21 protein-coding genes are annotated in these 19,700 nt (G+C 44.4%); 15 read left to right on the top strand and 6 right to left on the bottom strand.

Annotated features, from left to right (window positions below; all coding sequences use genetic code 11):
- The first annotated feature begins 15 nt into the window (after positions 1–15).
- Positions 16–696, top strand: a complete 681-nt coding sequence (locus V1501_RS06455; protein ID WP_409292004.1) for a DUF3993 domain-containing protein — start codon at positions 16–18, stop codon at positions 694–696.
- A gap of 165 nt (positions 697–861) precedes the next feature.
- Here V1501_RS06455 and V1501_RS06460 read toward each other — a convergent pair whose 3' ends face one another.
- Positions 862–1,110: a glutaredoxin family protein gene (locus V1501_RS06460; RefSeq protein WP_409292005.1), complete on the bottom strand. Its 249-nt coding sequence runs from the start codon at positions 1,108–1,110 to the stop codon at positions 862–864.
- Between the two features lie 258 nt (positions 1,111–1,368).
- Here V1501_RS06460 and V1501_RS06465 point away from each other — a divergent pair, with 258 nt between their 5' ends.
- The 6 genes from V1501_RS06465 (at position 1,369) to V1501_RS06490 (ending at position 5,451) form a co-directional block, all read left to right on the top strand.
- Positions 1,369–1,608, top strand: coding sequence for a YkuJ family protein (locus V1501_RS06465; RefSeq protein WP_409292006.1), 240 nt, complete (start codon positions 1,369–1,371; stop codon positions 1,606–1,608).
- A gap of 167 nt (positions 1,609–1,775) precedes the next feature.
- The gene (locus tag V1501_RS06470) at positions 1,776–1,925 is read left to right on the top strand and encodes a hypothetical protein (protein WP_409293497.1); all 150 of its coding nucleotides are present in this window, start codon (positions 1,776–1,778) and stop codon (positions 1,923–1,925) included.
- Between the two features lie 67 nt (positions 1,926–1,992).
- Positions 1,993–2,439, top strand: a complete 447-nt coding sequence (gene cbpB / locus V1501_RS06475; RefSeq protein WP_409292007.1) for a cyclic-di-AMP-binding protein CbpB — start codon at positions 1,993–1,995, stop codon at positions 2,437–2,439.
- 135 nt (positions 2,440–2,574) lie between these two features.
- Positions 2,575–3,447, top strand: coding sequence for a LysR family transcriptional regulator (locus V1501_RS06480; protein ID WP_409292008.1), 873 nt, complete (start codon positions 2,575–2,577; stop codon positions 3,445–3,447).
- A gap of 105 nt (positions 3,448–3,552) precedes the next feature.
- Positions 3,553–4,263, top strand: a complete 711-nt coding sequence (gene dapD, locus V1501_RS06485) for a 2,3,4,5-tetrahydropyridine-2,6-dicarboxylate N-acetyltransferase (RefSeq protein WP_409292009.1) — start codon at positions 3,553–3,555, stop codon at positions 4,261–4,263.
- A 66-nt stretch (positions 4,264–4,329) separates the two neighbouring features.
- Entirely contained in the window at positions 4,330–5,451 is a 1,122-nt protein-coding gene (locus V1501_RS06490) for an N-acetyldiaminopimelate deacetylase (protein WP_409293272.1), read from the top strand.
- A 101-nt stretch (positions 5,452–5,552) separates the two neighbouring features.
- Here V1501_RS06490 and V1501_RS06495 read toward each other — a convergent pair whose 3' ends face one another.
- On the bottom strand, positions 5,553–6,410 hold the full coding sequence (locus V1501_RS06495; RefSeq protein ID WP_409292010.1) for a mechanosensitive ion channel family protein: 858 nt from the start codon (positions 6,408–6,410) through the stop codon (positions 5,553–5,555).
- Between the two features lie 310 nt (positions 6,411–6,720).
- Between V1501_RS06495 and V1501_RS06500 the strand changes: the two genes are divergently transcribed.
- The 5 genes from V1501_RS06500 to V1501_RS06520 all read left to right on the top strand — a co-directional run bounded on the left by V1501_RS06500 (position 6,721) and on the right by V1501_RS06520 (position 12,591).
- Entirely contained in the window at positions 6,721–7,263 is a 543-nt protein-coding gene (locus V1501_RS06500; RefSeq protein ID WP_409292011.1) for a peroxiredoxin, read from the top strand.
- 164 nt (positions 7,264–7,427) lie between these two features.
- Complete coding sequence (locus V1501_RS06505) at positions 7,428–7,883, top strand: TlpA disulfide reductase family protein (RefSeq protein ID WP_409292012.1); 456 nt, start codon at positions 7,428–7,430, stop codon at positions 7,881–7,883.
- Between the two features lie 291 nt (positions 7,884–8,174).
- Positions 8,175–9,926 carry an ABC transporter ATP-binding protein gene (locus V1501_RS06510; RefSeq protein ID WP_409292013.1) on the top strand — a complete coding sequence of 584 codons (1,752 nt, stop codon included), beginning with the start codon at positions 8,175–8,177 and terminating at the stop codon, positions 9,924–9,926.
- A gap of 15 nt (positions 9,927–9,941) precedes the next feature.
- The gene (locus tag V1501_RS06515; RefSeq protein WP_409292014.1) at positions 9,942–11,762 is read left to right on the top strand and encodes an ABC transporter ATP-binding protein; all 1,821 of its coding nucleotides are present in this window, start codon (positions 9,942–9,944) and stop codon (positions 11,760–11,762) included.
- 169 nt (positions 11,763–11,931) lie between these two features.
- Positions 11,932–12,591 (top strand): potassium channel family protein, encoded by a 660-nt coding sequence (locus tag V1501_RS06520; RefSeq protein ID WP_409292015.1) that lies wholly within the window; start codon positions 11,932–11,934, stop codon positions 12,589–12,591.
- 42 nt (positions 12,592–12,633) lie between these two features.
- Here V1501_RS06520 and rnjA read toward each other — a convergent pair whose 3' ends face one another.
- A complete protein-coding gene (gene rnjA / locus V1501_RS06525) occupies positions 12,634–14,301 on the bottom strand; it encodes a ribonuclease J1 (RefSeq protein WP_409292016.1) in 1,668 nt (555 codons plus the stop codon).
- A gap of 6 nt (positions 14,302–14,307) precedes the next feature.
- Positions 14,308–14,517 carry a DNA-dependent RNA polymerase subunit epsilon gene (locus V1501_RS06530; RefSeq protein ID WP_409292017.1) on the bottom strand — a complete coding sequence of 70 codons (210 nt, stop codon included), beginning with the start codon at positions 14,515–14,517 and terminating at the stop codon, positions 14,308–14,310.
- Positions 14,518–15,519: 1,002 nt separating this feature from the next.
- Between V1501_RS06530 and V1501_RS06535 the strand changes: the two genes are divergently transcribed.
- Positions 15,520–16,290 carry a Cof-type HAD-IIB family hydrolase gene (locus V1501_RS06535; RefSeq protein WP_409292018.1) on the top strand — a complete coding sequence of 257 codons (771 nt, stop codon included), beginning with the start codon at positions 15,520–15,522 and terminating at the stop codon, positions 16,288–16,290.
- Positions 16,291–16,356: 66 nt separating this feature from the next.
- Here the strand turns inward: V1501_RS06535 and def are convergent, their stop codons facing one another.
- On the bottom strand, positions 16,357–16,908 hold the full coding sequence (def, locus tag V1501_RS06540; protein WP_409292019.1) for a peptide deformylase: 552 nt from the start codon (positions 16,906–16,908) through the stop codon (positions 16,357–16,359).
- Between the two features lie 145 nt (positions 16,909–17,053).
- Complete coding sequence (locus V1501_RS06545) at positions 17,054–17,191, bottom strand: YjcZ family sporulation protein (protein ID WP_409292020.1); 138 nt, start codon at positions 17,189–17,191, stop codon at positions 17,054–17,056.
- Between the two features lie 249 nt (positions 17,192–17,440).
- Here V1501_RS06545 and V1501_RS06550 point away from each other — a divergent pair, with 249 nt between their 5' ends.
- Positions 17,441–18,079 (top strand): YkyA family protein, encoded by a 639-nt coding sequence (locus V1501_RS06550; RefSeq protein WP_409292021.1) that lies wholly within the window; start codon positions 17,441–17,443, stop codon positions 18,077–18,079.
- A 504-nt stretch (positions 18,080–18,583) separates the two neighbouring features.
- Positions 18,584–19,699 carry a pyruvate dehydrogenase (acetyl-transferring) E1 component subunit alpha gene (gene pdhA, locus V1501_RS06555; protein ID WP_409292022.1) on the top strand — a complete coding sequence of 372 codons (1,116 nt, stop codon included), beginning with the start codon at positions 18,584–18,586 and terminating at the stop codon, positions 19,697–19,699.
- Position 19,700 lies beyond the last annotated feature (1 nt).

A 19,700-nucleotide genomic window follows, 5' to 3' on the forward strand; every position in this document is an offset into this window, starting at 1 on the left:
CTAAGGAGTGACAAGATGATGAAAAAACTGATGACTGTCTTTACTGCCATGTCCCTATTCTTTAGTACCGGAATAACCGCCATCCATGCAGAGAGCAATGGAAGCCGTCAATCCCATATACATAAGGAATCAGCCTTTGACGTACTGACTGGAGCGTTTGCCGCCCAGGTTTCATTGAGTTATAAGGGACAGAGCCTTGAAGGTGTAAGGGAAACTCTTAAACCTTATTTCACAGAGTCATTCATTGATAAATTCATTAAAGAAAATGTAGTGAAAATAAACGGGGCTTTTCAGACTCTTGGATCAGATGCGGCTGTGTATTATGTTCCATTCTTCAGTTATGATAAACAGACGAAGTTGAAAGCTGAAGAAGATACTGCGGTTATTTCGGAAAAATTTAATGCGAGCAGTGAAGGTCCGGTAGGGTATGATGACCATACGGAAAGTGTTCATTTAGTTAAGGAAGGGAACACATGGAAGATCGAGGATATCCGTAACAGCCTGGCCGCAGAGGAAGATCTGGAAGAGGAAGCAGCCGTGGACGATGGCGGAACGGCATCTGCTGGAGCCGGGGCCAATGAACTGAATGTACTGACAGAAAGTGCAGCAGCCGGTCTTGGGGCTGCCTTCGCAGAAAGGATTGACCTGGCAATCAGTCTTGTTGGTACTGCCAGCATTTCAGCCAGTTTAGAATAAAAAAAGTCCGGTTCCAATGTGGACCGGATTTCTTTCGATGAAAAGAAGCGGAGCTGCATGTGTATCATAAGGCTTCCTGCAGCTCGGTATGATCGTTATTAATCTTCCTCGCATACCTTGCCTGGGCACCGCTTTAGGGCTGCAAATAGAGAACTCATGCTGGTTTTATGCCCTTTCCCCCTCTATGCAAAGTATCTGGCGGATTTCTTCCAGCTGTGAAGGTGTATAGGGTTTTCCTTTAATAATAAGAACAGGTGTGGAAAACATATTATAGGTATTCATCAATGTCTTTCTCGCCGCCCCATCACTTTTTATATTTTTTTCATCGTAAGCGATTCCGTGCTCTTTCAAAAACAATTTGATGAATTCACAAGGCGGGCAGTCCGGCTGGGAATAAAGGATGACTTTCTGCATCTTGCTGCTCCTTTCTTAGAGGCCTGGCTTCATATGTGTTATTTTAAGGCATGGAGCCGGCAAAGTGAAATTTTTTCAAAACATTTAATTTTTATGATCCTGCACTTATTTATGTACAAATATGCCGCATTAATTTATTCTGTTTATATGGGCATGGATATCTTAACATTTTTATTTGACATGCAGCATAAAAGGATAGAATCTTAAAAATGGTCCAACCTATTTTTAAGGTCTTACATAATGGAAAGGAGTGAGCGCATGTCTCAGTTGCAGGGGATTCTGACAAGGTTAAAAAGTCTTCAGGATCAGGCTAAAGAAACTGAACAAGCTCAGCGTTTTTTTGAAATTGAAGGAGTTAGGAAATGCCAGGTGACTTTCTTCAATAAAACAGAAACCTTCGAGTTAGAAGTCTTCAATGATAAAAGTAAATCATCCAAATATCAATTCGACAATATCGATATGATCGCCATCGAAATATTTGACCTGTTGAGCGCCTAAGAGTCCTTTATGGACTCTTTTTTTATTTTCGTAATATAACGGGTTCAATGTTATAATGTAGGCAGGAAATGGACGGGGCGGACTAAAAGAAATGATCTAAAAAAAGAAAATCCAGGTATGTTTTTCATTCCCTCTCTTAAAACTAGTCTTAAGGAGGGATTCGATTGATGGATGTTCCCAGAGTCAGGTGCCCGGTCTGCCAAATGGAAGCAGTGATGGATGAACAGGTGATCACTGCCCAATCTAACCAGAATATCATCTATACCTGCCCGATTTGCCAATATATTAAAAGGAATATTAAAACAAACAAAGGGTAAATACATATACCGATATAATGGCAGGAATTCCAGCCTGCCAACATACAAGGGTGAGGAGATTTCATAAATGATGAGCGTTTATAGTGAAGAATTATTAGAAATGGATATCAGCGGATTTATAATCCCTTCAGAAAGGGTGGCCCATGTACAGGGCGGAAACAACCTGGAACATGCACTGCTCGTATTGACAAAGACCGGATATACAGCCATCCCGGTATTAGATCCTCAATATAAACTTCAGGGCCTGCTCGCAACACCAGCCATCCTGGACTCCATCCTCGGGCTGCAGCGCATAGAATTTGAACAGCTTGAACAAAAGAGAGTTGCCGAGGTCATGAGCTGTGACATTCCAAGGCTTAAGATCACGGATAAAATTAAAAAAGGCCTGGCTCTTCTCATTGACCATCCGTTTGTGTGCGTGGAAAATGAAGAAGGGTACTTTGAAGGAATATTGACCAGAAGGGCCCTTCTCAAAAAGCTGAATCAAGACCTGCATACCAAAAGGTCAGTTTAAACTCCCTTTATCAGGGAGTTTTTTTACATGCAGGAATCATGGTGGCCCAGCCTGCGGACTGTCTTGTCATACAAACAGGACTGGGTCATAATTATTTTGATGCGTCGACTAAAAAAATGGTGGGGAGGCATCCATATGGCTTTCAATGAATTTAAGCTTCTGTCCGTCCTCGCTCAGGAAATGAATATGAGAAAAGCAGCTGAAAGGCTGTTTGTTTCACAGCCGGCCCTTTCCCAGCGCCTGCAAACCATCGAAAAGGAATGGGGAGCCAAGCTTTTTATCAGATCTCAAAAAGGGCTGACTCTTACACCCGCGGGAGAATCCGTCGTTAAATTGGCCAATGAGTTTCTGGACAGGGAAGAGAAGGTCCGGGAAGAAATCCAGCTGCTTGATTCAAGGGTACATGGCACCCTGAAAATTGCCTGTGCGTCCATTGTGGGTTTAAAATGGCTTCCGCAGGTGCTGAAAAAATTCCTGCAAAAGTATCCTGGGGCTAAAATCTCGCTGATAACGGGCTGGAGCAGTGAGATATTGAAGACGCTTTATGAAGGCCAGGTTCATATTGGCATCATCAGGGGGACTCCGGATTGGAAGGGTGTTAAGAAGCACCTCTTTAAGGATCAGCTTTTTCTTGTGGATACAGAGATGAAGCATTTGGAGCAGGTTATTGAAACGGACAGGCCTTTTATCCAGTTCAAGAGCGACTCAAACTATTACCAGGAAATCCATGACTGGTGGCACAGACAGTTTCAGTCAACACCAAAGAGGACCATTGTGGTTGACCAGATTGAAACCTGCAAGCAGATGGCTATGAACGGGATCGGCTATGCCATCCTTCCGGCCATCACATTGAATGAAAGTGAAAAAAGCATCTACAAGATTCCCCTGCTCGATGAATTTCAGCAGCCGATCGAAAGGGATACATGGCTCCTTGGGTATGAATCAGCCTTCTGTCTTAAACAGGTGGAGGCATTTGTTGAAGTGGTGCAAGACCACCTGAACACGTAAACGAAATTGGAAACAGCCTGCTGCCGTTTTTCTGGCTTGTCATGGATGATTTACTTTGGTAAAGTAAAAAAATACTATACATAGAGAATTGGGAGGAACTTTGCTTTGAAAATGATGGATGCAAATGAAATTATTTCGTTTATACAAAATAGTACAAAATCAACTCCGGTAAAGGTTTATGTGAGAGGCGACCTAGAGGGGATTGAATTCGGTGACAGCTCACAGACATTCATAACTGGCAATGCGGGAGTTGTTTTCGGTGAGTGGGCAGAAATCGAGAAAGCATTACGCGAAAATGAGTCAAGAATTGAAGATTATGTAGTGGAAAATGACAGGCGCAATTCTGCCATCCCGCTGCTTGATATGAAAAATATCAAAGCACGAATTGAGCCGGGTGCCATTATCAGGGATCAGGTTGAAATCGGGGACAATGCGGTCATCATGATGGGTGCTTCTATAAATATTGGTGCTGTTATCGGTGAAGGGACCATGATTGATATGAACGTAGTGCTTGGCGGACGCGCGACAGTCGGCAAAAACTGCCATATCGGTGCTGGTTCTGTGCTTGCCGGAGTGATTGAACCGCCTTCTGCAAAACCGGTCATTGTCGAGGATGACGTTGTCATTGGAGCGAATGCTGTCGTGCTTGAAGGAGTTACAGTGGGCAAGGGTGCAGTTGTGGCAGCCGGCGCCATCGTGATCGATGACGTTCCTCCATACACAGTGGTTGCAGGAACACCTGCCAAAGTCATTAAAGAAATTGACGAAAAGACAAAATCTAAGACAGAAATCAAGCAAGAGCTTCGCCAGCTTTAATTAACAATCCCTGTCAGGAAATCCTGGCGGGGATTATTTAAAGGAACCGAAAGGGGAAAAAAGGTGATGAATCCTTTTGTAACCATCAGACGCGATCTTCATAGAATACCTGAAATTGGATTCAAGGAATTTAAAACTCAGGAATACCTGTTGAATTATCTGGAGGGACTGCCAGAAGACAGAATGGAAATTAAAACCTGGCGCACCGGTATCTTTGTAAAGGTAAAGGGAGCAAATCCCCAAAAGCTGATCGGCTACCGGGCAGATATGGATGGCCTTCAGATTAACGAGGAAACAGGGCTTGAATTTCAATCTTTGCACGACGGGCGCATGCATGCTTGCGGCCATGATTTTCATATGAGCATTGCCCTCGGTGTACTGACACACTTCGTTCATAACGTGGTGGATGATGACCTTTTGTTCATATTCCAGCCGGCAGAAGAAGGCCCGGGCGGTGCTGAGCCCATGCTGCAATCCGAAATCATGAGAGAATGGATGCCGGATATAATTTTTGCCCTCCACATTGCACCGGAATATGAAGTAGGCACAGTGGCCGTTAAGGAAGGCCTGCTGTTTGCAAACACGTCTGAACTATATATCGACCTTAAAGGAAAAGGCGGACATGCTGCCTATCCTCATCTCAGCAATGATATGATCATAGCAGCGGCCTCCCTCATCGGACAGCTGCAGACCATTGTGTCAAGGAATGTTAACCCGCTTGATTCGGCGGTTATTACTCTGGGAATTATAAACGGGGGGACCGCACAGAATATCATAGCCGAAAAAGTGCATCTCGAAGGAACCATCCGGACTTTTTCAGAAGAAAATATGAGACATGTAAAATCCAGGATCGAAGACATAGCAAAAGGCATTGAAAAAAGCTATGGCTGCCAGCTGGAGATTGATTATGGAGCCATGTATCACCAGGTATATAATCATGAGGAGCTGACCCGTGAGTTCATGGAATTTGCCCGTGAACATACAAACATCCACATTCATGAATGCAGCGCTGCCATGACTGGAGAAGACTTTGGATTCATGACCAGGGAGATTCCAGGGTTCATGTTTTGGCTCGGAGTGGCATCAGAACACGGACTTCATCACGCAAAGCTTGTGCCCGATGAAGCGGCGATTGATAAAGCGATTGAACTTGCGGTAAAGTATATAGAATATAAAGGAAAAAGATAAGAGCTGTCTCGTATTTTAAAAAAGCAAAGCCCGGGAGTTTCCCGGGCTTTGCTGCGCTGCCTATTGTATTCTTTGGCAGAAGCGGGCAGTTTCAAATGCCTCTACTCTTGTTCGGGGAGGTCCCGGCAGATATCAGGAACTGCCATCCCATGCCTGCGGAGCGTCTCACCCATAATCCGGAGCAGCTGAGTGAGTACAGCCGCCCGCTCACCGCTGGCTGTTCTGCCTATGATCCTGAGCTCATTCTGTGGAATGTATAGGTCGCTGCTCAATACGCTTGGCCCATCCAGGATGGATGGATTGTCAGTCTTAAATCTATTGAATGCTTCCTGTATCAATTCCTGTGCGAGGTCCGAATCTGAAGGATACGAAATACGGAAATCAATGAGCGTTTTCATATTCGCCCTTGAGTGGTTGCTGAGATTGGTGATGCCCCGGTTGGGGACATAATGGAGAGTCCCGTCAAATCCCCTGATGTGCGTTGTACGCAGACCTACCTGTTCAACAATGCCTGAAAAAGTTCCGATTGTCACGTGATCACCTACATCCATCTGCCGTTCAAGGAGGAGAAAGAAGCCTGTCACAACGTCACTCACCAGCCCCTGGGCGCCAAACCCCACAGCAAGGCCAACAACACCTGCACCAGCGAGGACCGCAGTGGCGTGGATACCCAGGATCTGCAGGATGGTCACTATCAAAATGAATATAAAAACATATCCAATAATATTTGAAGTCAGGCTCTCAAGAGTTTTGACCCTTGCTGCAGATACCTTCTTCTGTGACTGCAGGGTTGAAAAGCTTTTATGTACCACTTTTTCGGCTATTGCCCTTGCAATATAAAAGATAATCACTATGGCCAGGATTTTGAGAAGACTGGCACCCAGCGAAATCAGTATCGAGGCATAATTCAATTCCAACAGGCTGTTGAAAGCCCCATTTCCCTTAAAAATGTCAAGCATCTGTTTCAAACCTTTCGTTAAAAGATATTTCTAACGTACATCAAAGCGTCAAAAAAATACAGGGATAACTATGTTTATGAATTTGTTTCCTATTTTTAAAAAAGTATATCCTTCTGTAATAAAATGGTATGGATCGGTAAATGATAGGGTAGATTGCCTGATTGGATGCCGGTTTACAGCCCGGTCTGGTTGGATGGCTGCTGTAAATTGACGCCTTTTCAGTGTTCTACTATAATGAACAATGGAATGAAAGCCTTTTACGAGGGAGACGGCTGTCACCCTCATTACACTTATCTTTGGAGGGATTTAGATGCCAGAACGCATGGTAGGCAAGCAGGCTCCCAGCTTTGAGATGGAAGCAGTGCTGTCTAATAAGGAATTTGGAAAAGTAAGCCTGGAAGAAAACATCAAGAACGAAAAATGGACAGTGCTTTTCTTCTACCCAATGGACTTCACATTTGTATGCCCAACTGAAATCACAGCTCTTTCAGACCGCTATGACGAGTTTGAAGATCTGGATGCAGAAGTAATCGGCGTATCCACTGATACTATACATACACATCTTGCCTGGATCAACACTGACCGCAAGGATAACGGACTTGGAGACCTTAAATATCCGCTCGCTGCTGATACAAACCACATGATCTCCCGTGAATACGGTGTGCTGATTGAAGAAGAAGGTATTGCCCTCCGCGGGCTGTTCATCATCAGCCCTGAAGGTGAATTGATGTACTCTGTTGTAAATCATAACAACATCGGCCGTGATGTGGATGAAACCCTGCGTGTCCTTCAGGCCCTTCAAACTGGCGGATTATGCCCGGCTAACTGGAGACCTGGACAAGCTACCCTATAAATGCACGCAGGACAGGGATGTCCGGAAAATAGTCTGGCACACGCTTAGCTGCCAGGTTCTTAGAATGGACAAACCAACTGGATCCTGGCGCTGAATAAAGTGTCAGGCCTTTTTTATAAACATATCAAGATAGTGCAGACAATAAATCAGTGAGGTGGAAAAACATGAAACTAAGAGAGCCTATGCCTGCAATGACCGGTGCGACAGAATGGCTTAATGGCCAGGTTACCAGAGAAGAATTAGTAGGGGAAAAGCCGACACTGATCCACTTCTGGTCTGTAAGCTGCCACTTATGCAAAGAGGCCATGCCGCAGGTAAATCAATTCAGAGATGATTTCAAAGACAAACTGAATGTCGTGGCGGTCCATATGCCGCGCTCGGAAGATGACCTGGATTTGGAAAAGATCAAGGAAACTGCCGCAGAGCACGGCATTTCACAGCCAATCTTTGTTGACAATGAACTGAAATTAAACGATTCATTCGAAAATCAATATGTACCTGCTTATTATGTGTTTGACAAGGACGGCAGCCTGCGCCACTTCCAGGCAGGCGGCAGCGGCATGAAGATGCTCGAGAAGCGTGTGAATCGTGTCCTGGATGAAATGAATAAAGAAGCATAGAATTGGCAGGGGGTCTGGACTTTTAGTCCAGATCCTTTTTTATTTCGCTGTATATGATATTCACTGGCTGAAACGATTCCCTTGTACATATAGTGATTAAGATAAAGAATAACTCGATCTGCTTGACTCTTGGCAGCTGCCTTCAGGCAACAAGAAAGGAAGATTATAAAAAATAAAGAATTTTCAAAAAAAGTATGGTAATTTATTTCGAAACCCGATATATTTAGTAATGCGTGTTCTTTAGAATGCCCGGTATTTTTCCGGCTTTTAAAAATGAAAGGGGGAAACTGTTTGGAAACCTTTAAGAGGCTGAAACAGTTTTATTGGCCGTATCGCAAGTATTTTTATATTTCACTGGCTTTTCTGCTGCTGGTATCAGGGATAACGGTGTTTTATCCCATTGTGCTTCAGATAACGATTGATGATGTTGTTATAGGCAGGAAGTACGAATGGATTCCGATTCTTGCAGCAAGCTTCATCGGATTAATGGCGGTCAAAGGATTTGCTACATACATAAATCAATATTTTGGAGATCTGTTCGGCATCATATCTGTATTTAAGCTTAGAAATGCCCTTTATGAAAAACTGCAGTACCTTCCTTACCGCTATTATGATAACGCTAAAACGGGAGATTTAATGTCCAGGCTGACCGCGGATGTAGAAGGCTTTCGTTTTTTTCTATCCTATGGTTTCTCGGAGCTCCTGCGCTTTTTCTTATTGATTGCCATCAGCCTTTGCGTCATGTTTTATTATTCGGTGTCGCTGACCCTGGTCACAATCCTGGCACTGCCCTTTCTTTCGATTGTGGTGTATAAATTTGATAAAACGGCCCATCCTGCCTTTCGGGGTATCCGCAAATCGTTTGGTAAGCTAAACACAACCGTACAGGAAAATATCAGCGGAATTAATACGGTCAAATCACTTTCTAGGGAAGACTTTGAAATCACTAAATTTAACCGTTCTAATAATGATTATAAAAATCAATACCTCCATACTTCAGAAATATGGGCCAAATATTTTCCCCTTATGGAATTCATAGGGAATATCTCTGTTGTATTGCTGCTGTCATATGGAGGATATTTAGTTATTGAGGACTCCTTGAAGCTCGGTGAATTGGTGGCTTTCTATAGTTTGGTCTGGTATATCATCTGGCCCATCGTAAACCTCGGATTTGTTATCAATATGTTCTCCCAGGCAAAGGCTTCGGGCGAAAGATTGCTTGAGGTAATGGATGAAGAACAGAATGTAAAGGATAGCGAGGATGCTCCTTCCATGCAGGCATTGATGGGTGAGGTAGAGTTTAGGAATGTCACCCTGACTTATGGAGAGGAAGATGAGCCGGCACTCAGCGAAATTAGTTTTCATGCGGAGCCAGGCAAGGTTATCGGCTTGATTGGGCCCACAGGAAGCGGGAAAACTTCTATAACCCAGCTTATTACGCGTTTCTATGAGCCAAAGAGCGGCGAAATCCTCATTGATGGCAGGCCGATTGAAAATTACTCGCTTGAAACACTCCGCAGCAGCATCGGGTTTGTATTGCAGGAGTCTTTTCTTTTTTCTTCTTCTATTAAAGCGGGCATCTCCTATGGAAATCCGGATGCAAGTATGGAGGATATCATTGAAGCTGCGAAACGGGCTCAGGCCCATGATTTTATAAAAGAGCTTCCTAATGGATATGATACGGTCCTGGGGGAAAGGGGCAGAGGGCTTTCCGGCGGCCAGAAGCAGAGAATTGCCATTGCAAGGGCCATCTGCATCAATCCAAGCATACTTGTCCTTGACGATGCAACAAGTGCCGTGGATATGGAGACGGAATTTAAGATACAGAGAGACCTTCTTGCAGTCATGAAAGGAAGAACCACCTTCATCATTGCTCACAGAATTTCTTCATTGAAGCATGCTGATGAAATTTTAGTCCTGAATCATGGAAGGATAGAAGAGAGGGGAACCCATGAGGAACTTCTGAAAATAGGCGGGCTGTATAAGCGGATATATGATATTCAGTATCAGGACAGAGAAAGGATTTTACAGGAATCCAAATAGAAGGGGGAGCAGCTTTTGTCTAAAAAAATCGTTAATAAAAAAGTGCTGGAGAGATTTCATTACTCTACTGAAGAAATAATTGAAAAGCCGTTTAACTGGGGCCAGATGACAAGGCTGATGACCTATATGAAGCCTTATTCCAGAAAGCTTCTGCCGCTTGCCCTTTTAATGGTCTTGATCACAACGGCTGTGAGGCTGGCTGTGCCTGCCTTAATAGGTATATACACCCTGGACGGGGCACTTAAGAATAAAGATGTCGATAGGCTGGTCATCCTGGTCTCCATTCTGGCGGCACTTTATATAACTTCGTATGCGGCGAATATCTTCAGGATCAAATGGATGAATGCATTAGGACAGAACATCATCTATGATCTTAGAAAAGCGTTGTTCACCCATGTCCAGACCCTGTCACACCGCTTTTTCGACCAGCGGTCCGCAGGATCAATCCTTGTCCGGATTATGAATGATATCAATTCCCTTCAGGAGCTCTTCACAAATGGAGTCATCAATCTCCTTATGGATGTGATTCTGCTGGCAGGGATTCTGGTTATGCTGTTTACCCTGAGTCCGCAGCTGACACTGGCCATTATGATCATATTGCCGCTGATGTTTTTCATATCAACCAGTCTCCGCAAAAATATCCGCAGGAGCTGGCAGGTAGTCCGTCTGCGGCAGTCAAAGCTGAATTCACATCTGAATGAAAGCATTCAGGGAATCAGAGTCACACAGGCATTCACCCAGGAACCTGAGAATATTGCCTTCTTCAATGAAGTGAACAGAGAAAACTTTGAGAGCTGGAGGCAGGCTTCCAAAAAGAATGCCATGTTCAGGCCGCTTGTAGAAATGACGAATGCTGTAGGCACGATTATCCTGATCTGGTACGGTGCCAGCCTGATCCAGAATGAAACCATTACCATCGGTGTATTCGTCTCTTTTGCTTTCTATCTTGGGATGTTCTGGGAGCCTATTTCACGCCTGGGGCAGGTTTATAATCAGCTGCTGATAGGAATGGCTTCCTCAGAAAGGATATTTGAGTTCCTCGACGAGAAGCCCCTTGTTTCCGAATCAGAGCAGGCCCTGGATTTGAATGATATGCGCGGGGAAATTCAGCTTGATTCTGTAGATTTTGGGTATGAAGCCGACCGCAAGGCATTAAATGATATTTCTTTAAAAATTCCAGCAGGTTCAACAGCAGCACTGGTTGGCCATACGGGATCGGGAAAAACCACAATTGCCAATCTGATCAGCCGCTTTTATGATCCCACACAAGGATCTGTCAAGATTGACGGCCATGATCTTAGGGATGTGAGTATATCCAGCCTCCGCAGGCATATCAGCATCGTCCTCCAGGACACATTCATCTTCTCCGGGACCATTCTTGAGAACGTCCGCTTTGGGCGGCCTGATGCATCAGATGAAGAAGTCTTTGCAGCTTCAAAGGCTGTAGGTGCCCATGACTTCATTGAAAAGCTTCCTCAAGGGTATGATACGGAAGTGCAGGAAAGGGGTAATATCCTCTCGGTTGGGGAAAGGCAGCTCCTCTCCTTTGCCAGGGCACTCCTGGCGGACCCTAAGATTCTGATCCTGGATGAAGCGACTGCAAGCATTGATACCGAAACAGAAGTCAAAATACAGTACGCACTCCGGACCCTGCTAAACGGCAGGACTTCAATCATCATAGCGCACAGGCTGTCCACAATTCGGGATGCTGACAAAATTTTTGTACTGAAATCAGGAGAAGTTCTTGAAGAAGGAAGTCATTCCGAATTGATGGAGCACAGGGGAGAGTATTTTAATTTAGTAAAAGCTCAGTTTAATATGCTGGATGCCGGCTGAAGCCCTTACTGAATATGCAATTGCCAAGCTGCCGTTTAGGCCCTCTCCAGTAACCGCTTTTCCAAGAAAGGATTGTGGTTTCTGGATTGATTAAGGTGTAAAATAATAATAAGAGTCCTGTAAAGGACTCTTATTTAGCAGCAGCAGCTGATGATCCAGGAGGATTTTTATGAAAAAGGAATTTGCCATTATAGGACTGGGCCGCTTTGGGGGCAGCATCTGCCGGGAGTTATCTGCACAGGGAATCAACGTACTGGCCATTGACAGCGATGAAGAAAGAGTCAATGAATATGCAAATATTGCTTCCCACGCTGTCGTGGGGGATACTACGGATGAGACCGTCCTGAAGAGCCTGGGCATCCGCAATTTTGATCATGTGATCGTGGCTATCGGAGATAATATCCAGAACAGCATTCTTACCACCCTCATCCTGAATGAGCTTGGGGTGGCTAATATCATTGTCAAGGCTCAAAATGACTATCATGAAAAAGTGCTCCAGAAAATTGGCGCCCACCGAATTGTACACCCGGAAAGGGACATGGGCAGGAGGATAGCGCATAGTCTTGTCCATAACAATGTGCTAGACTATCTCGCTGTCTCCGATGAGCATTCCATCGTGGAAATCAGGGCCGGGAAGAAGCTCTCAGGCAATTCCATTCTGGATTTAAATGTGCGGGCAAGATTCGGACTCAACATTGTGGCCATTAAGAGGGATAAGGATATCATCGTTTCTCCAAGTGCAGAGGAAACCATACAGAATGAAGACATATTGATTGTGATTGGTGCTGACACTGATATTAACAAATTTGAAAAACAGATGGTGGTTTAACATATGAAGAAAGCCAGCCGGATTTGATCCGGCTGGCTTTTTTTATATTTCCATGATGATCGGCAGGATCATCGGACGGCGCTTTGTTTTTTCATATAAGAATGGAGCAAGTGTATCAGTAATTTCATTCTTGATTTCAGACCACTGAGTGGTTTTCCGCTCCATCACTTTATTCAGATGCCTGGCGATAAGGGCCTGGGCATCGTTGATCAGATCTCCGGATTCACGCATATAAACAAATCCCCTGGAAATCAGGTCGGGGCCGGCTGATATCTTGAAATCCTTCATATTGATGCTGACAACGACTACTACAAGGCCTTCCTCAGACAGGATGCGGCGGTCACGCAATACAATATTGCCAATGTCCCCGATCCCGCTTCCGTCAATATAAACATTACCAGAAGGAATCTTGCCGGCAATAGCAGCTTTGTCTTCACTCAGGGCCAATACTTCCCCATTATCCATGATAAAGCAATTTTCTTCAGGCACCCCACAGTCTACTGCATGATTTGCATGCATCCTCTGCATCCGGTATTCCCCATGTATCGGCATGAAGAACTTTGGCCTGATCAAACGGAGCATGAGCTTCTGCTCTTCAGAGCTGCCGTGACCCGAGGTGTGGATATCGCTGAGCGGTCCGTGAATGACCTCTGCTCCCGCTCTTGAAAGCATGTTAATCGTACGCGATACGCTGATATTGTTCCCTGGAATCGGTGAAGAAGAAAATACGACCGTATCGCCAGGGTGGATCTGGATCTGACGATGTGTTCCGTTGGCAATCCGTGACAGGGCTGCCATAGGCTCTCCCTGGCTTCCGGTACAGAGAATCGTCACCTTATTCGCTGGCAGTCTGTTAATGGACTGGGCATCGATGAATGTATCCTTGGGACAGACGATATAGCCGAGGTCTCGGCCGATATCAATGGCAGCCTCCATGCTGCGCCCGAATACAGCTACCTTGCGTCCATGCTCTACAGCAGCGGCGATTACCTGCTGAAGCCGGTGGATATTAGAAGCGAAAGTTGCGAAAATTATCCGGCCATCCACTTTGCGGAAAACATCCTGTATGCTCTCACCCACACGGCGTTCAGACATCGTGAAGTTTGGCACCTCAGCATTCGTGCTGTCTGAAAGGAGGCAGAGCACCCCTTCCTTGCCGATCTCTGCCATCTTGGTCAGGTTGGCTGGTTCGCCAACCGGTGTGAAATCGAATTTGAAGTCGCCTGTATGGACGATCTGGCCGTTCGGTGTTTTTACGACTATTCCATAAGAGTCCGGAATACTGTGGGTTGTCCTAAAAAAGGTTACGGAAGTTTTGCGGAATTTAATCACATCGTCTTCCTGGAATTCGATCATCTTGGTCTGCCTGAGCAAGCCGTGCTCCTCAAGCTTGTTCCTGATGAGGCCGAGTGCCAGCTTGCCCCCGTAAACAGGTATGTTTAACTGCTTCAAAAGGTAAGGAATCCCGCCAATATGGTCCTCATGCCCGTGAGTGACGAACAGGCCCTTTATCTTATCTGCATTTTTTACTAAGTAGGTATAATCAGGAATAACATAATCGATTCCCAGAAGTTCATCTTCCGGGAATTTGATTCCTGCATCAATTAAGATAATTTCATCCTGAAATTGGACGGCGTATGTGTTCTTGCCTATTTCGCCTAAGCCGCCTAATGCGAATACTGCTGTCTGGTCATTTTTTACAAATTTCATAAATCATCATAGCTCCAATACATTAAAGTCTTCATTTTGTTTTTCATAAGTTAAGTAACTTCCGCTCACTTTTGCGATGTATTCGACATTATAATTTCTGTCAGCCACCTTTTGGCGCACATCCCGCTCTGAATCGCCTTCCACAAAGACCGACTTAGTTGCCTCGCGGACTGGAACCTCACTTGCAAGCTCTTGGTAGTAAATCTTAAATATCATCTTTGATCTCTCCTAACAACCTTGGTTTTAATATATATTTTAATCTATATTATCTGTTTTTAAAGGACTGGGTTTCTGCGTTCTTGAAACCGCATTCCTGCTGACTATTTCTTTATTATATATAATAAAAGGGAATTTTTCATGTTTTACAAAATAATTAAAGGTTTAAAGAATAATTTCCCATCCATTTTTAGTATACTTAGTGTACTTTACAATAAGGAAAGAGCCCTTCGCAAGTTTTGGAGGGCTTTTTTTAAAAAGTTTATGCGATTGTTTTTTTTCTAAGTAAATCCTTCCATTGTTCAGCAAGCTTTTTCCTTAATTTCTTTAGCATGGCGGATCACTCCTTACCCTTGATTTTAACTGAAAATTCAACAAAGTGAAACAACTTTCTTGAAAGCTGCCTGTCGAACGGACGATGAAGCAGGTGCCGGCCGGATTGCTGCCATCCTATTTTATGCCTATTCCCGGTAAAATTATGGTGGTGTTTTTTACCAGCTGGTTGTGCAATGCTATAAGATTGACAGGCAAGAGGGAAAATTGTTTTATGTATAGGGAATATGAGATAATATAAAAAGGTCTTTTTCTAAAAGAAGTTGTTTTTTCGGTTGAGTTCCGAAAGAAATTTAATTATCAAACAAGTGGATTTACGGTTCAGGTGCGAGACTGAGGAGCCGGCTTCAGGACTTCCGGCCTGCGAGTCATAAGTCAATAAGTCCTTCGGTTGGCTGTTTTTTAAAGTTATTGGGTTCAATAAAGTTTGTGTTTTCATTCTGCCCGCAGTAATCTAGTTAAAGCATCTTTCTCCGCCGGTCTTGGAGCAGAGGGACAGGTGAGGGAGACCCCGCAGGCAAGGCCGAGGAAGCTCACCGCCCGCCCCGCGCAGGTCGAATGGCTTAAGCGAAACCCGATTTCTTGTTCAATTGCCACAATGTATGCGAAGAAAGCCTAATAAATAAAAGCAGCCTTTTTACCTTAGTTGTTTTATGAGGAAGTGGAAAAATGGAAAAAATCGTTTTTTTTGATATTGACGGGACATTGCTTGATCATGATAAAAAAATACCTGACAGTACAAGGGAGGCAGTCAAAAGACTGCAGCAGAATGGGGTGTATGTCGCCATCGCCACAGGCAGGGCGCCTTTTATGTTCGATTACATCAGGGAAGAGCTTGATATAGAAACGTTTGTCAGTTTTAATGGCCAGTATGTGGTATTCGAAGGGGAAGCTGTCTGCCGGAACCCGCTTAACACCCAGGAGCTTGCCAGGCTGCATGACGCCGCTGAAAAAGAAGGGCATCCCCTGGTATTCATGAATGAACAAACCATGAAGTCTTCAGTTAAGCACAGTGACTTTATTATAGAGAGCATGGGTACGCTCCAATTTCCCCACCCTGAATTGGATCCTTCGTTCTATAGGGACCGGGAAATTTACCAGACCCTGCTCTTCTGTTCAGAAGCTGAAGAAGGCTTTTATTATGATCATCATTCTGTTTTCAAATATATAAGGTGGCACCGTCTGGCCATGGATGTGCTCCCCAAAGGGGCATCAAAGGCGGAAGGCATTAAGGCACTGATGGATAAAGCAGGTTTCAGACTTGAAGATGTATATGCGTTCGGGGACGGCCTGAATGATATTGAAATGCTCGGAGCAGTTGGGCATGGTGTCGCCATGGGTAATGCGCTGGATGAAGTGAAGAAGCATGCTTCCTTTGTAACCAGTGATGTAGCGGAAGATGGAATTTATTACGGATTAAAAAAAGCGGGCTTGATCTGACCATAAAAAAAGCTATCCGGCCGGATAGCTTTTTTTGTATGGCTCTTTTCTGAACAAACTTTTATTTTATCTTTCAATCGGTTTGCCATCAATAGGTGCAAAAGGCTGTTCCTTATTGATATGATCATAAAACATTACGCCATTCAAATGGTCGATCTCGTGCTGGAAGCAAATGGAGGGAAGGCCCCTGAGTCTGAGCTTAACATTTTCTCCCTCCAGGGTCGTTCCTTCGACTGTAACCCTGGCATGCCTTGGAACATAGCCCGGCACATCGCGGTCCACTGACAGGCAGCCTTCGCCGGCTGTCAAGTAACTCTTTTCAATAGAGCGGCTTACAATCTTTGGATTAAATAGCGCATAACTGATTGTATTTCCCTTGTCATCGGGGACCTGTACCGCGATCATCCGTTTAGGTACATTAATTTGAGGTGCTGCCAGGCCGATGCCCGGCCTGAGGCCGTACTTCAATGCTGTTTCAGGGTCCTGGCTGTTTTGGATATATTCCATCATGCTTCGCAGTATTTCCTTCTCTTCTTCAGAGGCAGGCAGTTCGACTGGCTCTGCTACAGAGCGCAGGGCAGGATGTCCTTCTCTGATTATGTCATTCATTGTGATCAAAATAAAAACCCCCATGCTTAACCAAAAAATATGTAAAACAAGTGTAGCAAATAATCTAGAAAATGTTAACTTGAAGTTCGTGTAAAGGGACTGCCCCGTTACCGGGACAGTCATCATTTTTAATTATATGAACTCAGATTGAAATTTAGAATGGGAAGCAGGCACCAACGATAATTAACAGAATAAACAATACGACTAACAGGGCAAAGCCCCTGCCAAAGCCGCAGCCTCTTCCGTAAGATGCTACAGGGTAACAGCATCCACCATAACCGTAACCGTACATAAGAAATTCCTCCTGTCTTTTTTTCTCCTGATAAAGACTTCTGCTCCTTTGTGGAAGGGCTCTGACATGAATCAGGATTTAATACAGCCTATGCTCTGCCGGACCTCCTGGTGAAGGCTATCGCCCATATATCAAAAAGAGTACAGGCTGACGCAGGGGTTACTCTGTTTCAATGGATTGGATTGCTGTTATAATGTAATCAAGCTATTTTGCCTGGGGCAGATGCAGGCTAAAGACGGGAGGAAGGAAATGCTAAGACAACAGTCACGGCGGCTGATCATGATGCTGGCTGCTTCAATATTCATCCTCCAGGGGTGTATGGGCGGCGGCCTGGAGGGCGAGGTAAAGGATGGACTTCAAGCTGTCTCGGGTGAGGAGAGCAAAGTTTCTAAACGGCAGCTCTCACTCATGAAGCTGGAGGAGAAGGAAAAATCAATATATGACAGGATCATAGGTCTCGGAATGGAGGATTATGATAAAATCGTCCAACTATCTGATGAGGCCCAGAAAAATATCTCATCACGGACTTCCGAAATTCAAAAAGAAAATGAGGCACTTCAAAAATCCAGAGATAAGTTTAAAAAAATAAAAAAGTCACTTTCTGAATTAGAAGACAAAGATAAAGCAAATAAACTTGCATCCATTATGGCAGACAGGTATAAAGCACACGACAGGCTCTTTGCTTATTACAAAGACAGCCTGAAGGCCGACAAGGAATTGTACTCCATGTTCAAGGATAAGAATCTTGACTATAAAACCCTGCAGGACCAGGTTGATAAAATTAATGTCCTGTATGGCAAAGTCAGGGAGGAGAACACCCGGTTCAACAAGCTGACAGCAGAATATGACAAACAGAAAAACAGTCTGCTTGAATCGATGGGAAAATAATCAGTCAAAAAATAAGCGCCGGAGGGTTCCGCCGCTTATTTTTTTGGATGAATTTCACAAGCCATGGAAAAAGTAAAAAGGAAGAATGGAGATGTTGATGCATAGTGGTGGAAGCATCGTATTTTTATTTCGGGGCAGGGAGTGTGATACAGGCAAGTTAGAAGATATACAACAGGTTATATGTTATACTGTTTAAGCGGTAACAAATAGGGGTAAATTACCATGTTGTCTTATCACAAACCTAGTGTTTGACTAGATTCTATAAGATGTTGTAAACTGTTAAAGGAAAATAAAGCATTGTACCATTGGTTAATCAAAAATGATAGATACAGGGTATTTTCGGCTTTCTATTATCGGGCGGTCATGTTTCGGTCCGGGGTATAGAGGAAATAGTGAAAATGGCCACCGGGAAGGCAATGGGTAATCCATGCTTTGTCTATATATTGTTCCAGTAGAAATGCTTTATATAATAAACCTTTTTATCTGAAAGGACAGGTGACGCAGATGGCTGGTAAAGCTCAAAAAAACCAATTTGATGTTAAAGAACAGCTTCAGGCTGTAGAAGATCAATTCCAGACTCTTCAAATTCTTAATGAAGAAGGAGAAGTTGTAAACGAAGCGGCTATGCCCGACTTGACGGACGACCAGCTTCAGGAACTTATGAAGCGCATGGTATACACCCGTATACTTGATCAGCGTTCAATTTCTCTAAACCGCCAGGGGCGTCTTGGATTCTATGCTCCGACTGCAGGGCAGGAAGCATCACAGCTAGCTTCACAATTTGCTCTTGAAAAAGAAGATTTCATTCTGCCGGGATACCGTGATGTTCCTCAGCTTATCTGGCATGGACTTCCGCTTTCACAGGCTTTCTTGTTCTCACGCGGACACTTTAAAGGAAATAAAATTCCAGAAGGCGTAAACGTGATTTCACCACAGATCATCATCGGTGCACAGTACGTACAAGCTGCCGGTGTAGCACTGGGCATCAAGAAGAGGGGCGCAAAAGCTGTTGCCATTACATATACAGGTGACGGCGGAGCTTCACAGGGTGACTTTTACGAGGGAATCAACTTTGCAGGTGCATACAAGGCACCGGCTATCTTTGTTGTTCAAAATAACCGTTTTGCCATTTCGACTCCTGTTGAGAAGCAGTCAGCCGCCAGGACCATCGCTCAAAAAGCAGTTGCTGCCGGTATCCCTGGAATTCAGGTTGACGGTATGGACCCGCTGGCAGTTTACGCTGCAACCCGTGAAGCACGCGAACGTGCGGTGAACGGCGAAGGACCGACACTTATTGAAACTCTGACATACAGATACGGCCCTCATACCATGGCAGGTGATGACCCAACCCGTTACCGTACTTCTGACCTCGACAATGAATGGGAAAAGAAAGACCCATTGGTGCGTTTCCGTAAATTCCTCGAAGGCAGGAACCTATGGACGGAAGAAATGGAAAACGAAGTAATTGAAACGGCGAAGGAAGACATTAAAAATGCCATCAAGGAAGCAGATGCAGAGCCTAAACAAAAGGTAACTGACCTGATGGAAATCATGTACGAAGAAATGCCTTCCAACCTGAAGGAACAGTACGAAATCTACAAAGAAAAGGAGTCGAAGTAAG

Origin of the sequence: Paraperibacillus esterisolvens (genome assembly GCF_046237625.1) — a bacterium.
GTDB classification, from domain to species: domain Bacteria; phylum Bacillota; class Bacilli; order Bacillales; family DSM-1321; genus Paraperibacillus; species Paraperibacillus esterisolvens.

Bases quoted from the DNA above. Each gene is read 5' to 3' on its own strand.
- V1501_RS06455 (WP_409292004.1), top strand. From the start codon at position 16: ATGATGAAAAAACTGATGACTGTCTTTACTGCCATGTCCCTATTCTTT.
- V1501_RS06460 (WP_409292005.1), bottom strand. From the start codon at position 1,110: ATGCAGAAAGTCATCCTTTATTCCCAGCCGGACTGCCCGCCTTGTGAA.
- V1501_RS06465 (WP_409292006.1), top strand. From the start codon at position 1,369: ATGTCTCAGTTGCAGGGGATTCTGACAAGGTTAAAAAGTCTTCAGGAT.
- V1501_RS06470 (WP_409293497.1), top strand. From the start codon at position 1,776: ATGGATGTTCCCAGAGTCAGGTGCCCGGTCTGCCAAATGGAAGCAGTG.
- cbpB (WP_409292007.1), top strand. From the start codon at position 1,993: ATGATGAGCGTTTATAGTGAAGAATTATTAGAAATGGATATCAGCGGA.
- V1501_RS06480 (WP_409292008.1), top strand. From the start codon at position 2,575: ATGGCTTTCAATGAATTTAAGCTTCTGTCCGTCCTCGCTCAGGAAATG.
- V1501_RS06490 (WP_409293272.1), top strand. From the start codon at position 4,330: ATGAATCCTTTTGTAACCATCAGACGCGATCTTCATAGAATACCTGAA.
- V1501_RS06495 (WP_409292010.1), bottom strand. From the start codon at position 6,410: ATGCTTGACATTTTTAAGGGAAATGGGGCTTTCAACAGCCTGTTGGAA.
- V1501_RS06500 (WP_409292011.1), top strand. From the start codon at position 6,721: ATGCCAGAACGCATGGTAGGCAAGCAGGCTCCCAGCTTTGAGATGGAA.
- V1501_RS06505 (WP_409292012.1), top strand. From the start codon at position 7,428: ATGAAACTAAGAGAGCCTATGCCTGCAATGACCGGTGCGACAGAATGG.
- V1501_RS06520 (WP_409292015.1), top strand. From the start codon at position 11,932: ATGAAAAAGGAATTTGCCATTATAGGACTGGGCCGCTTTGGGGGCAGC.
- rnjA (WP_409292016.1), bottom strand. From the start codon at position 14,301: ATGAAATTTGTAAAAAATGACCAGACAGCAGTATTCGCATTAGGCGGC.
- V1501_RS06530 (WP_409292017.1), bottom strand. From the start codon at position 14,517: ATGATATTTAAGATTTACTACCAAGAGCTTGCAAGTGAGGTTCCAGTC.
- V1501_RS06535 (WP_409292018.1), top strand. From the start codon at position 15,520: ATGGAAAAAATCGTTTTTTTTGATATTGACGGGACATTGCTTGATCAT.
- V1501_RS06545 (WP_409292020.1), bottom strand. From the start codon at position 17,191: ATGTACGGTTACGGTTATGGTGGATGCTGTTACCCTGTAGCATCTTAC.
- V1501_RS06550 (WP_409292021.1), top strand. From the start codon at position 17,441: ATGCTAAGACAACAGTCACGGCGGCTGATCATGATGCTGGCTGCTTCA.
- pdhA (WP_409292022.1), top strand. From the start codon at position 18,584: ATGGCTGGTAAAGCTCAAAAAAACCAATTTGATGTTAAAGAACAGCTT.